The sequence below is a fragment of the Nonomuraea sp. NPDC049269 genome (assembly GCF_043197155.1).
GTDB lineage: Bacteria > Actinomycetota > Actinomycetes > Streptosporangiales > Streptosporangiaceae > Nonomuraea.
On sequence record NZ_JBICSO010000010.1, the window covers coordinates 556,143 to 569,860 of the forward strand.

The 13,718-nt window shown below is 70.0% G+C and carries 12 protein-coding genes; 8 read left to right on the forward strand and 4 right to left on the reverse strand.

The features are described from left to right. Positions 1-120: 120 nt before the first annotated feature. Complete coding sequence (locus tag ACGFNP_RS49000) at positions 121-2,310, forward strand: ATP-binding protein (protein WP_393330007.1); 2,190 nt, start codon at positions 121-123, stop codon at positions 2,308-2,310. A gap of 152 nt (positions 2,311-2,462) precedes the next feature. Then, on the forward strand, positions 2,463-3,182 hold the full coding sequence (locus tag ACGFNP_RS49005) for a VOC family protein (protein WP_393330009.1): 720 nt from the start codon (positions 2,463-2,465) through the stop codon (positions 3,180-3,182). A 16-nt stretch (positions 3,183-3,198) separates the two neighbouring features. On the opposite strand, the gene ACGFNP_RS49010 is transcribed toward ACGFNP_RS49005, so the two are convergent. Then, on the reverse strand, positions 3,199-4,728 hold the full coding sequence (locus ACGFNP_RS49010; RefSeq protein WP_393330011.1) for an MFS transporter: 1,530 nt from the start codon (positions 4,726-4,728) through the stop codon (positions 3,199-3,201). Between the two features lie 9 nt (positions 4,729-4,737). Then, positions 4,738-5,352 (reverse strand): class I SAM-dependent methyltransferase, encoded by a 615-nt coding sequence (locus ACGFNP_RS49015; protein ID WP_393330013.1) that lies wholly within the window; start codon positions 5,350-5,352, stop codon positions 4,738-4,740. A 91-nt stretch (positions 5,353-5,443) separates the two neighbouring features. Here ACGFNP_RS49015 and ACGFNP_RS49020 point away from each other — a divergent pair, with 91 nt between their 5' ends. Then, complete coding sequence (locus ACGFNP_RS49020) at positions 5,444-6,040, forward strand: XRE family transcriptional regulator (RefSeq protein WP_358327766.1); 597 nt, start codon at positions 5,444-5,446, stop codon at positions 6,038-6,040. On the opposite strand, the gene ACGFNP_RS49025 is transcribed toward ACGFNP_RS49020, so the two are convergent. Continuing rightward, positions 6,033-6,974, reverse strand: a complete 942-nt coding sequence (locus ACGFNP_RS49025) for a LacI family DNA-binding transcriptional regulator (protein WP_358327768.1) — start codon at positions 6,972-6,974, stop codon at positions 6,033-6,035. The two genes, ACGFNP_RS49020 and ACGFNP_RS49025, sit on opposite strands and share 8 nt — an antisense overlap. Positions 6,975-7,163: 189 nt before the next feature. On the opposite strand from ACGFNP_RS49025, the gene ACGFNP_RS49030 reads away from it, so the two are divergent. The 5 genes from ACGFNP_RS49030 to ACGFNP_RS49050 are packed head-to-tail and all read left to right on the forward strand — an operon-like array spanning position 7,164 to position 11,862. Beyond that, positions 7,164-7,934, forward strand: a complete 771-nt coding sequence (locus ACGFNP_RS49030) for an ABC transporter permease (protein WP_358327770.1) — start codon at positions 7,164-7,166, stop codon at positions 7,932-7,934. Then, the gene (locus ACGFNP_RS49035; RefSeq protein WP_393330016.1) at positions 7,931-8,722 is read left to right on the forward strand and encodes an ABC transporter permease; all 792 of its coding nucleotides are present in this window, start codon (positions 7,931-7,933) and stop codon (positions 8,720-8,722) included. Before ACGFNP_RS49030 ends, ACGFNP_RS49035 begins: the two co-directional genes overlap by 4 nt. Continuing rightward, positions 8,719-9,696, forward strand: coding sequence for an ABC transporter ATP-binding protein (locus ACGFNP_RS49040; RefSeq protein ID WP_393330018.1), 978 nt, complete (start codon positions 8,719-8,721; stop codon positions 9,694-9,696). The genes ACGFNP_RS49035 and ACGFNP_RS49040 overlap by 4 nt, the downstream gene beginning before the upstream one ends. 43 nt (positions 9,697-9,739) lie before the next feature. Then, positions 9,740-10,792 carry a polyamine ABC transporter substrate-binding protein gene (locus tag ACGFNP_RS49045; protein ID WP_358327776.1) on the forward strand — a complete coding sequence of 351 codons (1,053 nt, stop codon included), beginning with the start codon at positions 9,740-9,742 and terminating at the stop codon, positions 10,790-10,792. Next, positions 10,789-11,862: an adenosine deaminase gene (locus ACGFNP_RS49050; RefSeq protein WP_393330020.1), complete on the forward strand. Its 1,074-nt coding sequence runs from the start codon at positions 10,789-10,791 to the stop codon at positions 11,860-11,862. Before ACGFNP_RS49045 ends, ACGFNP_RS49050 begins: the two co-directional genes overlap by 4 nt. A 179-nt stretch (positions 11,863-12,041) precedes the next feature. Here ACGFNP_RS49050 and ACGFNP_RS49055 read toward each other — a convergent pair whose 3' ends face one another. Then, the gene (locus ACGFNP_RS49055; protein ID WP_393330022.1) at positions 12,042-13,718 is read right to left on the reverse strand and encodes an amylo-alpha-1,6-glucosidase; all 1,677 of its coding nucleotides are present in this window, start codon (positions 13,716-13,718) and stop codon (positions 12,042-12,044) included.

Below are 13,718 nucleotides of genomic sequence, written 5' to 3' on the forward strand. Positions count from 1 at the left end.
CCCCTCAGGGAACCAGTCGCGGCAGTCCGGACGGCAGGCGCTCGACCGGCGGTTGACCGGCGGTTAGGCTGCGGGCGCGCGGACATGATCGCGTACTGTGAACCGGCCGGAAGGGGATCGATGTTCGGCGACGCGCTGCGCGAGTTCCGGGTTCAGGCGCTGCTCACACAGGAGGAACTGGCCGCGCTGTCCGGCGTCAGCGAGCGGCAGATTCGTGAGATCGAGTCCGGCCGCGTCACGGTTCCCCGGGCCAGCACTGTCCGGGTGCTGGCCGACACCCTGAAACTGTCCCCGGCGGACCGCGCCGCCTTCCAGCTCGCCGCGCAACCGGACGCCGGTCATCCGCCGGCGCCCGCGCAGTTACCCGGCGACGTCGACGGTTTCACCGGCCGTGCCGCGGCGCTGCGTGCCCTCGACGCCGCCACGGCGGCGGTGGTCACCGTCTCCGGGCCGGCGGGCGTGGGCAAGACCTCGCTCGCCGTGCACTGGTCCCGCCTGGCGGCGCCGCGTTATCCCGACGGCCAGCTCTACGTGGACCTGCGCGGCTTCTCCCACCACACGACGGTCGATCCCGCCGAGGTGATCCGCGGATTCCTGGACGCGCTCGGGGTGCCGCCCGACCGCATCCCGTCCGGCTTCGACGCGCAGGCGGCGCTCTACCGCAGCCGGTCCGTCGGCCGCCGCCTGCTGGTCGTGCTCGACAACGCCCGCGACGCCGACCAGGTCCGGCCGCTGCTGCCCGGGGGCCCCGCCGCCCGTACGGTCGTCACCAGCCGCCATCAGCTCACCGCCCTGGTCGCCGAGACCGGCGCCACCGCGCTGCGCCTGGACGTACCGGAGGTCGAAGAGGCGGTCGAACTGCTCAGCCGCCGGCTGGGCACGGGCACCGATCCCGCGGGCGTGACGGCGATCGTGGCCGCGTGCGGACGGCTCCCGCTGGCGCTGGCGCTGGTCGGCGCGCGGGCACGGCTGACCGGCTTCCCGCCCTCGGCGATCGCCGCCGAGCTGCGCCACCCGGGCGGCCGGCTCGCGGCCCTGGAGATCGACGCCGTGTTCTCCTGGTCCTACGACGCGCTGAGCCCGGCCGCCGCCCGGCTGTTCCGGCTGCTCGGGCTCGCCACCAGCGCCGACATCGCGGTGGCGGCGGTGGCCGCGCTGGACGGACGGGCGCTGTCCGAGGTCCGGCGGACGCTGGCCGAACTGACCCACGCCAGCCTGGTCATCGAGCACGCGCCCGGCCGCTACCGGACGCACGACCTGCTGCACGCCTACGCCCGTGAACGTGCCATGGCCGAGGAGTCCGAGGCCGCGCGGCAGGCGGCGCTGACCCGGCTGCTCGACCACTACACGCACACCGCGTACCACGCCGAGCTGGTGCTGAACCCGGTGCGCGCGCCCATCCCGATGACCCTCGCCGAGCCCACGGACGGCGTCGAGCCGAAACGCGCGTTCGACCTGCCCGCCGCTCTGGACTGGCTGAGAACCGAACAGGCGGTCCTGCTCACCGCGCTGCGGCAGGCCGAGGAGGAGGGTATGCATCGGCACGCCTGGCAGTTGAGCTGGGCGCTGGACACGTTCCTGAACGACCAGCGGCGCTGGCAGGACGAGGGCGCGGCGTGGGCGGTGGCGCTGCGCGCGGCGACCGCTCTGACCGACCGGCCCGCGGCGGCGCACGCGCACCGCTTCCTGAGTGCGGTGCACGGCCGCCTCGACCGGTTCGACGACGCGCACGACCACATGCGGCAGGCGCTCGACCTGAGCCTCGCCGCCGGACACCGGGCAGGCGAGGCGGAGAGCCGTTTCGTGCTGTCCTACGTCTATTGGCTGCAGGGGGACCGTGAGCAGGCGCTCAACCAGGCCGAGCAGGCGTTGTCGCTCTTCACCGAGCTCGACGACCCGCTCTGGGCGGGCAAGGCCAGTCTCGCCGTGGGCTGGTACCTCTCCGAGATCGGCGCCTGCCAGGAGGCCCTGTCGTACCACGAACGAGCGCTCGAACTGCAACAACGGGCGGGCGACCTGGCCAACGAAGTGGTCACCTGGGACACGCTGGGCGTGCTCCACCAGCGGCTGGGCGATCCGGAGTCGGCGATCAGGCACTACGAGAGCGGTCTGCGCCGGATCGGCACGATGGAGAGCCCGGGGTTGCGCGCCCAGTTGCTCGGGCATCTCGGCGACGTGAGCGAGGCCATCGGCGACTGGCAGACCGCCCGCGAACGCTGGCTGGAGGCGTACGAGATCCTCCGCGAGCTCGGCCACCCCCAGACGGGCGACCTGCGCCGCAAGCTTCAGTCGCCCGGCCCGTCGTCGTAGTCCGGGCCTGCCTGCGGCTTACGGCCGGAAGCATCGCCGTCTGCCGCAAAATCGTTGGCGTCGCCGTCAATGAGCGGGCTAGCGTTGCCGCGTTATGCGCCAGGAGGACGTGTCCTGTCTGCGCGGGTGGGTCAGCGGATTGGAGATGCTCTATGACTTCGCAGCTTGTCGCGCTCTGCTTCGATGCGAACGATCCCCTCGGTCTCGCGCGCTTCTGGGCCGGAGTCCTGGGCTGGGAGATGGCCGACGACCCCCACGAGGGCATCACGCTCCTGCCGAACGATGACACCGGGTTCCGGATCCGTTGTCTTCCGACCGAGGAGAAGAAGACCGAACCGAACCAGATCCACTTCGATCTGACGAGCAACTACGAGGCCCAGGAGCAGACGGTGGCGAGGGCGCTCGCACTCGGCGCCCAGCACATCGACGTCGGGCAACTGCCGGAGGAGGGTCATGTGGTGCTCGCCGACCCCGAGGGCAACGAGTTCTGCGTCATCCCGCCGGGCAACAACTTCCTCGCCGACTGCGGATTCATCGGGGCGCTCGCGTCCGACGGTTCGCAGGAGGTCGGCTACTTCTGGAGCGAAGCGCTGGGCTGGCCGTTGGTCTGGGACCAGGATCAGGAGACCGCGATCCGTTCACCGCACGGCGGTCCGAAGATCACGTGGGGCGGCCCGCCGGTGAGGCCGAAGACCGGAAAGAACCGGCTGCACTTCGACCTCGCTCCACCTGCGGACGGCGATCAGCAAGCGGAGGTCGACCGGCTCGTCTCCCTCGGGGCGACTCAGATCGACCTCGGCCGGCACGGGGCCGGTCACGTGGTGATGGCCGATCCCGACGGTAATGAGTTCTGTGTGTTGCCCCCTCGATAGCGCGACCCTGGGTCCGTTACCGCGGACCCCGCGCCAGAACGTAGACGAACAGGACCGCCATCACCACCGCGCCTGCCCACATGGCCTGCTGCCAGCCGTCGACGAAGGATTCTTGGGCGGCTCGGGTCAGCGCCCGCGCCTGAGGGCCGACCCTGTCGGCGGCCGCGAGGGCGTTGGCGACGCCCTCGCGGGCGGTGGCGGCGGCGTCGTACGGCACTCCGTCGAGCCGGGAGTCGATGGCGCCGCGATAGCCGGCGGTCAGGACCGCCCCGAGCAGCGCGACACCGAGCGCGCTGCCGAACTCCCGGGTGACGTCGTTGAGCGCGGACGCGACACCTTGACGCGCGCGTGGCAAGGCGGTGGTGATGGCCTCGGTGGAGGGTGTCATCGTCACACCCATGCCGAGTCCCATGGCGAGCATGCCGGGCAGGATCGAGAGATAGCCGCCGTCGACGGAGACGGAGGTGGCCATGAGGGCCAGCCCGGCGCCGCCCAGGAAGATCCCTGAGGCCATCGTCGAGCGGCTGCCGATGCGCGCGGCCACCCGCGGGGCGAGGCCGGAGGCGAACATCATCAGCAGCGCCATCGGCATGAGCGCCAGGGTGGAGCGAAGGCCGGACCAGCCGAGGACCGCCTGGAAGTACGGGAAGAGGACCACGAAGATCCCTGCCTGCACGCCGAAGACCGCCAGGAGCGACACGGAGCCGCTCGCGAGACCTCGCTCGCGGAACAGGCGGACGTCGAGGAGCGGAGCCTGCCGGCGCAGCTCCCAGGCCACGAACCCGGCAGCGGCGATGACGCCGGCCAGGAGGCTCAGGAGCGTCGCGGGCGCGGTCCAGCCTCGTTCGGGGCCCTCGTGAAGGAACAGGACGAGCCCGACCACCGCGACCACGGACGACAGCGAACCGACGACGTCGAACCCGTGCCCTGACTCCTCGCGTGAGTCCGGGATGGATCGCAGCGCCATGACGACGGCGACGACGACGAGCACGACCGGCAGGACGAAGAGCCACCGCCAGCTCGCCACGTCGACCAGGACGGCCGACAGGTACATCCCCAAGATGCCCCCACCGCCGGCGACGCCGGTCCACACGCCGATCGCCTTGGAGCGTTCCTCGTCCGGGAAGGTCGAGGTGATGACGGCGAGGGTGACCGGCATGATCATCGCTGCGCCGACGCCGCTCAGGAAACGCGCGGCGAGCATGAGCTCGGATGACGTGGCAAGGCCGGCCGCCGCACTCGCTGTTCCGAAGACGAGCAGGCCGGCCAGCAGCACCGGCCTGCGGCCCCACCGGTCGCTCATCGCGCCGAGCGGCAGGAGCGCCGCGGCCAGAGTGATGGTGTAGATGTTGATGAACCACAAGACCTCGCTTTGCGAGGCGTCGAACGCGACGGTGAGCTCCGGCTGGGCGACGTTCAGCCCGGACACCGAAGCGATGACCGCCATGAGCGCGATGCAGACCGCGACCAAGATCGTACGTCGTCGTCGTGGGTCGTGGATGGTCGGATCGGGGGCTTCCGCGTCTGCGGACGGGTTCGTACGCATGAGATTCCTTTACCGGCGGCGGGTGGCGCGCACGACGACATCGTGGAGAGGGACCGCTCGGCCGGTGACCGTACGGAGGTGCTCTTCCGCTGTGACGATCTCCCACTCCGCGCCGTCCATGCGCGCGGTGATGGCCGCGGAGGTGACCGACGCCTCGGCAGGCGGGTGGTGTCCGTGGCCGGTTGAGCCCGGGGTGTGCAGGTGCCCCACGATGAGCAGCGTGCCGCCGGGAGCCACCCATCCGGCGATGCGGTCGTAGAACTCCAGTTGGGGCATCACCGGGTGGGCGTAGTGCGTCGTGACCAGGTCGAACCGCTCGCCCGGGCTCCAGGCGCTCAGATCCGCCTCGACCCACCGCAAGCGCTCGGGCGCCCCGCTCGTCGCCGCGCGCTCGGCAGCGCGAGCGAGGGCCTCGGAGGAGATGTCGGCCGCGGTGACGTGCCAGCCGTGGGAGGCGAGCCAGATCGCCTCGGCGCCGCCGCCGCACCCCGCGTCCAGAGCCGTGCCCGGTGTCAGGCCGCTGGTCTCACGAGCGAGGTACGGGTTCGGCGGGTTGCCGCCCATGGATCCTGGACCCTGTTGCCAGTGCCGCTCCCAGAAGTCCTTGTCGAATCCGTGCGTCATAGGTCGTCCCCTTCGTTCGCGGTTCGTGCTTCATGGTGCTGATCGAGGAAGCAGATGTGCAAACGTCGTTGCCGAATGGCAAAATGGAAGGGTGGACGAAACCATAGACCGCACTCTTGACGCTGTCGGACCGAGGTTGAAACGACTGAGGCTGCATCGCGAGGTCACGCTCGCCGGCCTCGCGGCGGAGACCGGCATCTCCATCAGCACCTTGTCCCGGCTCGAGGCGGGCCTGCGACGTCCCACGCTCGAGCAGCTGCTTCCGCTCGCTCGCGCCTACGGGGTCACGCTCGACGACCTCGTCGACGCGCCGCCGACCGGCGACCCCCGCGTCAACCTGCGTCCCATCCCCTGCGGCGACGGCTCGGTCATCCTGCCGCTGACCCGCAGGCCCGGAGGAATCCAGGCGTACAAGTTCGTCCTCCCGACCGGAAGCGACGACGCCGAGCCCGACCTGCGCACCCACGAGGGCTACGACTGGGCCTACGTCCTCAACGGAACGCTCCGCCTCGTGCTCGGTGAACACGACCTCATCCTCAAGCCGGGGGAGGCCGCGGAGTTCGACACGCGCACCCCGCACTGGTTCGGGGCCACCAGCGCCGGCCCCGTCGAGTTCCTGAGCCTCATCGGGAAACAAGGCGAGCGCGCGCACGTCCGTGCGGCACCGAGACCTGGCCCGGCTAGCTGATCGGGACGGTGAGGCGGCGTCTGCTGGGTGGTTGCTCCTTGCGCTCGCCGAGCAGGGTCATGAGCTGGTCCATGGCCACCTCGCCGAGCTTTTCGCCGTCCACGTCGATCGAGGGGACGTCGCCCAGGCCGAGGCTCTCGACGATCATGCGCTCCGAGCTGACCACGACATCGCGGATCCCGCGGTTGAGCAGGGAGAACATGACACCAAGGCCGATCGAGGTCGCGTAGGGGACCACGGCGGTGGCGCCGGCGGCCACCACGGCCTCCGCCGTCTCCACTCCGGCGGCGAACGTCGAGGGGTAGGGGCCGAGCATGGTCAGCGTCGCGCCGCTCGACTCGGCCGCGGCGCGGATGACCGCCTGGCGCTGGCGATCCTGCCAGGAGCCCGCCGGGCCGCCGATGTAGATGATGCGTTCGTGGCCCTTCTCGGCGAACCAGGTGACGAGCGCGCCGAAGGCGGTGGCCGTGTCGGCGACCGCCGAGGTCATGCCGTCGATCTCGCGGTCGATGAGCACGGTCGGCTTGTACGACGCGGCGGCGCGGACGATCTCGTCCGAACCTCGGGGCGCGGTCAGCAGGAAGCCGTCGACCTGGTGCGCGAGTTGCTCGACCGAGGCGAGCTGGGCCGCGTGCTCCAGAGAGTGCACCGCGATGGTCAGCTGCATGCCCGAGTCGGCCGCGCGCGCCTGGGCACCACCGATGATCGGGGTGAAGAAGGTGTTGTCGAGCGTGGGCACGACGATGGCGACCACGCCGGTCCTCCCCCGGGCCAGCTGGGTGGCCGCCCGGTTGGGGACGAATCCGAGCTGCTCAGCGGCTGCGCGGACGCGGGCCACCGTTTCCGGGGCGGCCAGGTCCGGCCGGCCCAGGGCGCGGGAGGCCGTCGCCTTGGAGACCCCGGCCAGCGCGGCGACGTCCGCGAGTGTCGGCACTGATGCTCCTTAGTCGTCGTTACACGGAATTCACGGCGGGGGTTTGTGCGCGGGGCCGCTCATAATCTATGGTCAGGCTTCATGGAACCGGTTCCGCAACCGGTTCCAGACAAGCGTACGCCACTGAGAAAGGACGCCGACATCTCCCGCACATCGGCCTTTCTACTGGTGCCTGGTCTCGTCCTTCTCGTGGCAGGTTTCCTCATCCCCTCCGCCGCGATGCTCTTCGCGCCGCCGGACGTGCCGACCAGCCAGATCTTCGCACGCCTGGGCGAGATGCTCACGGATCCCTACGATCTTGAGGTGATCGGGCGCACGGTCGGGCTGGCCCTGGCTGTCACGATCATCTGCGTCGTCCTCGGCTTTCCCATCGCCTACTGGCTCGCCCGCTCGCCGTCCCGCTGGAGCGGGGTCTTCCTGGCAGTGGCGATCTTCCCACTGATGCTGAGCAACGTGGTGCGGACGTTCGGCTGGCTGGTGATCCTCGGCTCCAAGGGGGCGCTCGGCCAGTTGCTCGTCCAGCTCGGCATAGTCGACGTGGCGCCGCAGCTGCTCTACACCAAGCTGGCGATCGTCCTCGGTCTCACCCAGCTGTTCCTGCCGCTGGCGATCATCTCCTGCTACTCGGCCGTCGCCCAGGTCGATCCCGGCCTGGACGACGCCTCGCGCGGGCTCGGCGGGAGCAGGATCCGCACGATGTGGAACATCGTCATCCCGCTGACCATGCCGGGCATCGTGGTGGCCGCCACCCTGGTCTTCGCGGGCTCCGTCACCGCTTACACCACGCCCTATCTGCTCGGCGGCTCCAGCCAGCGGATGCTCTCCACGCAGCTGTTCAACTACGCCAGCACCACGGTCGACTGGGCCTCCGCCTCGGCGACGGCGCTCATCATGACGGTCCTGGTCTTCCTGGTCTCCGGGCTGTCCTCGCTGATCGGGCGGAAGGGGGCCACCTCATGAAGCGGCCGATCACGGCGGCGCTCGCGGTCATCGGCTACGTCATCATGATCGTGCCGATCATCTTCGTGGTCGCCACCGCCTTCACGGCGGGAAGCACCCTGAGGTTCCCGCCCGACGGGATCTCGCTGCGCTGGTTCGACGAGGCGCTCGGCTACGAGCCGTTCATCGAGGCCGCGATCTCCAGCTTGGAGCTCGCCGTCCTCGCCACGGTGCTCGCGCTGCTGCTCGGCGTGCCGGTCACGCTCGCCGTCCACCGTGGCAAGCTGCCCGGTAAGGGCCTGGTCGAGGGGTTGTTCCTGTCGCCGCTCATCGTCCCTGAGCTGGTCGTCGGCCTCGCGCTGTTCCAGCAGCTGATGGTCGGCCTGGACCTGGACAACTTCAGCACCCTGCTGGTCGGGCACACGGCGCTGATGCTGCCTTATGCGGTACGCGTGACCGGCGCCTCGCTCGCGCTGGCCGACCCCGTGCTGGAGGAGGCCGCCCGGGGACTCGGCGCCTCGCCGCTGCGGGCGTTCTTCAACGTGACGCTGCCGGTCCTGCGGCCGGGGATCTTCTCCGCCGGGCTGCTCAGCATGGTCACGTCCGTCAACAACGTGCCGCTGTCGCTCCTGCTGCAGGGACGCGACTTCCGGACGCTGCCGGTGACGATGCTCGACTACGTGCAGCAGTCCTATGACCCGATGGTCGCCGCCGCTTCCACCCTCATCCTGGCCGCCACCGTGGTCATCGCGGTGATCGCCGAGCGCACGGTCGGATTCGCCAAGATCTTCGGAGGGATCAACCAATGACCGCCGCCGCCGAGCTGATCGGAGTCACCCAGAGGTTCGGCTCCTTCACCGCCGTCGATGAGATCGACCTCGCCGTGCCATCGGGGAAGCTGACGACGCTGCTGGGGCCGAGCGGCTGCGGTAAGACCACCACGCTCAGGATGATCGCGGGCTACTCGGCACCGACGTCGGGGACGATCCGCATCGACGGGGTCGACAGCACGCGCACGCCGCCGGAGAAGCGGGATCTGGGGATGGTCTTCCAGTCGTACGCGCTGTTCCCGCACATGACGGTGGCCGACAACGTCGGCTACGGGCTCAAGCTGCGCAAGGTGCCGGCCGCGGAGAGACGGTCACGGGTCATGGAGACGCTCGAGCTCGTCGGGCTCGCGCACCTGGCCGACCGCAAGCCGAAAAAGCTCTCTGGCGGGCAGCAGCAGCGGGTGGCACTGGCCAGGGCGATCGCGATCAGGCCCAAGCTCCTGCTGCTCGACGAGCCGCTGTCCAACCTCGACGCCCGCCTGCGCGTCCAGATGCGGGCCGAGATCAGGCGCATCCAGGCGGAGACCAAGCTGACCGTCATCCTCGTCACCCATGACCAGGACGAGGCGCTGGAGATGTCCGACGAGATGGTCATCATGAACGAGGGCAGGATCGTGCAGCAGGGCTCTCCCCAGCAGGTCTTCCCCCGTCCGGCTGACCGCTTCGTCGCCGAGTTCCTCGGCTACGAGAACTTCCTCACCGCGGCCGACGGCACCCCGCTGACCATCCGGCCCGAGCATCTGCGCCTCGCCGAGGAAGGTCACGGCCTGGACGCCACGGTGGTCGACGTGGCCTTCCGCGGCGTCGACCTGCTGGTCTCCCTCGACGTGGTCGACCCGTCGGGCGCGACCGTCAGGCTGCTCGCCGACGTACGCAGCGGCACCGCCCTGACACCCGGATCGAGCGTCACGGTGCTCGCGCCGGACGACCATCTGGTCCCCCTCCCCCGCTGAACGCCGCTGAACTCCGCCGATTTCCGCTGAAAGAAGGAACCCCATGCCCACGCGCCGTGCCGTACTGGCCGCTGCCCTGACAGTGCTCGCCGCAGCCGGATGCTCCGGCTCCGGGTCCGGTGAGAAGCAGGCCGATCAGAACACCATCGTCGTCAGCACCTTCCCCTTCGGGGTGAAGGAGTTCGAGCAGGCGGTCGTCACTCCGTTCACCAAGCAGACGGGGATCAAGGTCGAGCTGGACACCGGGTCCAACTCCGACCGGCTGTCGAAGCTGAAGCTCACCAAGGGCAAGCCGGAGGCGGACGTGGTGCTGATCTCCGACTACTTCGCCGCGCTCGGGCAGAAGGACGGCCTCTTCCAGAAGGTCGATGTGCCCAACATCAAGGAGCTCGCGCCGTTCGCGACTGAGGGCGCGTACGAGGGGCCGGCCTACACCCACCAGCTCAACGGGATCATCTACAACACCGGCAAGCTCAGTCAGAAGCAGGCCGCCGACTGGGCGTTGTTCGCGAACCCGGCGAACAAGGGAAAGGTCGCGCTTCCCGATATTTCAGTGACCGCCGGGCAACTCATGATCTCGGGGGTGGGTGAGTCGTACGGCAAGGGCCCCTACGACATCGACACGTCGTTGAAGACCCTGGCCGGTTGGGCGCCGAACGTCCTGCAGTTCTACACCTCCTCGACCGAGGTCACGAACCTGCTGAACCAAGGCGAGATCGTCGCCGCCGACGCGCTGAGCGGCTTCGCCACCAAGCTCGCCACCTCGGGCGAGCCGATCGCCTGGACGGCTCCCGCCAAGGGCCGCTACATGGCCACCAACCGGGCGATGATCCCCAAGGGCGCGCGCAACCAGCAGGGAGCGGCGAAGTTCATCGACTACATGCTGTCGGCCGAGACGCAGAGCGCCATGGCGAAGGCCGTCGGTGACCTGCCCACGAACCTGAAGGCCGAGATCCCGGCCGACATCGCCAAGGTGACGGGCGAGGCGGCGAAGGACCCCGTGGCCGCCGGGTTCAAGACCCTCGACCCCGCCCAGCTCGTCGACACCCGCACCACCTGGGTCGACCGCTTCACCCGCGAGGTGGCCGGCAAGTGAACCTTGACCGGATGCCCAAGGTCGATCTGCACTGCCACCTCATCGGCACCGTACGCGCCGCCACCTTCGCCGAGCTGGCCAGGCGGGAGGGGCTCGACCTGCCCGACACGCCCGAGCGGATCTACGCGGATGTGAACTCGCTTCCGCCGGACCCGGCGCTCTACCTGAACACCCGGATCCCGGTGCCGCAGGGCAGGAGCGCGGACGAGCCCGAGGTCTCCTACTCGCTGTTCCAGGTGTCCTCGTGGGTTCTGCAGGTCCTGCGCGAGGCGGACGATCTCACCAGGATCACCTACGAGGCGTTCGAGAACGCCCACCGGACCAGTGCGACCAGGCATCTCGAGCTCTCCTTCGACGCGCTGACCGGGCATCAGGAGAAGCTCGGCTACGCCACGGTGATCGAGGCGTACGCCGAGGGCATCAAGATGGCGGAACGCGACTTCGGCATGTCGGGCCGGCTCATCGCGGCCGTCGACCGGAGCACGTCGGGTGAAGAAGCGCTCTCCTGGATCCGCACGGTCGTGGACAACCCGCACGACTACGTGGCGGGGATCGGGCTGGACAACCTGGAGACCGCCGGGCCTCCCGAGCGGTTCGAGGCCGCCTTCCGGCTGGCCGGTGAGGCCGGGCTCCGCCGTACCGCTCACTCCTCCGAGCACGCGCCCGTCGCCGTCAACACGGTCACCTGTCTCGACGTGCTCGGGTGCGACCGGATCGACCACGGCTACTTCGTACTCGAGGACGACGAGGTCGTCGCCAGGGCCAGGGACGAGCAGATCCCGTTCACCGTCATCTCGACCACCTCGCGGCGCTCGTGGCGGCCGTGGCGGCGGGCGTCGATCGCGGCGATGCTCGAGGCCGGGCTGAACGTCATTCCCGCTTCCGACGATCCCGGGATGTTCCCGACGTCGCTGGCGAACGAGTATCGGATCCTGTCCGATCAGCTCGCCGTACCGGATGAGCGGTTGCGCGCGATGGCGCTGGCCGGGGTGGAGGCGTGCTGGCTGCCCGAGCCCGAGAAGGACGGGCTGCGCAAGCGCTTTGAGAGCGAACTCGCGAGCGCGGAGTAGTCGGCATGCTGCGTTCGGCCACGAGGCGCTGACCCGCGCATGCGGTTGCCTCCCACCAGGAGGACGGTTTCCGCGGCCAGGAGGGCATCGAGCGCGGCCGTGCGATTCTCCAGGCCGGGCACACAGATCGTCTCGCCCAGGCGCAGCCCCGCATTCGACCCTGACCTGTCAAAGCCGGATCACGGTCTGGTTCGCCTTTCGTGGGCGGCGGCGAGGATGAGGTAGGCGCTGGCCGTCCAGGTGTAGGCGCGGTCGCGCAGGCCCTCGCCGGTGCGGGCGTCGAAGTTCTCGGCGAAGCCTGACTTCTCGCACAGCGCGCGGAAGCGGGCGCTGATCTCGTCGGCCAGGTCCGGGTATCCGGCGCGACGCAAGCCGTCTTCGATCAGTACGGTCGAGGGCGCCCAGATGGGGCCGCGCCAGTAGCCGTCGTCCTGGTAGTGCTCGGAGGCGGGCAGCTCGGTGGCGGGACCGAACGCGGTCAGGTGCTGCTCGATCCGGGCGGCCAGCGCCGTACGGACGGGTCTCGGCAGCTCCTCCCCCAGCGCGATCGGCATGAGGTCGAGCAGGCTGGAGCTGGACCGGGTACGTCCGGAGCGCACGCCCCGTGCGCGGAATCGTTCGCCGTCCCACAGCTCGGCGAGGAGGGCGTCGCGCATCCGGTCGGCCTGCTCGCTCCATCGGGCGGACGTGTCCGGGTCGGTGGCCAGGCGGGCCAGCTGGCGCAGCTGCAGCACGAGAAAACAGGCCAGGTCGGCGGTCTCGACGACCCGCTCGTGGTCGAAGGTGGTGGCGTTGTCCCAGCCGCTGTCGTTGCCGTGCTGGTAGTGCGGCAGCTCCCGCCCGGGGGCGCGGCGGGCGTCGAGCCAGAACGTGGTCCAGCGTTCCAGCAGCCGATAGGTCTCGCCCGGATCGGGCGCGGGCGGGAGGTGGCGCAGGGCCCAGCCGTGGATGGGCGGCTTGACGAAGTTGTAGAGGATCTCGGAGTGGGTGATGGAGTCGGGCAGCGCGCCCGCGGCGTCCTGGTGGTCGAAGGGCAGCCGGAACTGGTCCCAGGCCAGCTCGGGCAGGCCGTCGGCGAGGGCGAGGGCATTGAAGCAGTGGTCCCAGCTCCACACCTTGTCCATCCAGTGCTTGGACATGAGCACGGCCGGCCGGGTGACGAACCCGGCGGGGCGCACGGTGGCCGACCACAGCACGTAGGCGGCCAGTTCGGCGGCGGGAGTGCGGTCGCCGCGCCAGGGCGCGACCGCCGCGACGAACGCCTCGAACTCGGCCCGCGCCGCCTTGGCCACCTGTTCGAAGGCATCCGTGCTCGCGTAGGGGGCGCGCGCGGTCTCGTACTCCTCGATGGCGATCTCCCACGTCTCGTCGGCCGGCAGGACGACGCCGCGCTCGGCGGTGCCGAGCGCCTGGGCGCCGAGGTGGTCGGCGCGCCCGCTGACGAGGGTGATCCGGTAGCGGCGGCCGGTCTGGTAGACGGTGAAGACGTAGGAGTCGTCGCGGGGGTCCTGGTAGAAGTACGGGCCGCTGAACGGCGTCAGTACGGGGTCGGCGGCCAGCAGGCGGAGCCCGAGGCCGCGGCCTTTGACGCGTACGGTGTCGGCGTTGTCGTAGACCAGGTCGATCCGGCCGTCGTCGCGGCTCCAGGTGAGCTGGTGCGGGGTAGCGGTGATGGTGGTCTCGACGGCGGGGATCAGCCGCAGAACCGCGTGCATGCCGGTCTGGTGCGAGACCAGATGCACGTCCTCGGCATAGGTCTGCTCCGCCACCACGGGCGAGAACCCGAACCAGGATCCGCGGTAGCTGAACGGGATTTCCCGCAGGGAGAACACCGGGCCCGAAGCGGCGACGGTCAT

Coding starts and splice junctions, on each gene's coding strand:
- ACGFNP_RS49000 (WP_393330007.1), top strand. CDS start 121: ATGTTCGGCGACGCGCTGCGCGAGTTCCGGGTTCAGGCGCTGCTCACA.
- ACGFNP_RS49005 (WP_393330009.1), top strand. CDS start 2,463: ATGACTTCGCAGCTTGTCGCGCTCTGCTTCGATGCGAACGATCCCCTC.
- ACGFNP_RS49010 (WP_393330011.1), bottom strand. CDS start 4,728: ATGCGTACGAACCCGTCCGCAGACGCGGAAGCCCCCGATCCGACCATC.
- ACGFNP_RS49015 (WP_393330013.1), bottom strand. CDS start 5,352: ATGACGCACGGATTCGACAAGGACTTCTGGGAGCGGCACTGGCAACAG.
- ACGFNP_RS49035 (WP_393330016.1), top strand. CDS start 7,931: ATGAAGCGGCCGATCACGGCGGCGCTCGCGGTCATCGGCTACGTCATC.
- ACGFNP_RS49040 (WP_393330018.1), top strand. CDS start 8,719: ATGACCGCCGCCGCCGAGCTGATCGGAGTCACCCAGAGGTTCGGCTCC.
- ACGFNP_RS49045 (WP_358327776.1), top strand. CDS start 9,740: ATGCCCACGCGCCGTGCCGTACTGGCCGCTGCCCTGACAGTGCTCGCC.
- ACGFNP_RS49055 (WP_393330022.1), bottom strand. CDS start 13,718: ATGACCGTCGCCGCTTCGGGCCCGGTGTTCTCCCTGCGGGAAATCCCG.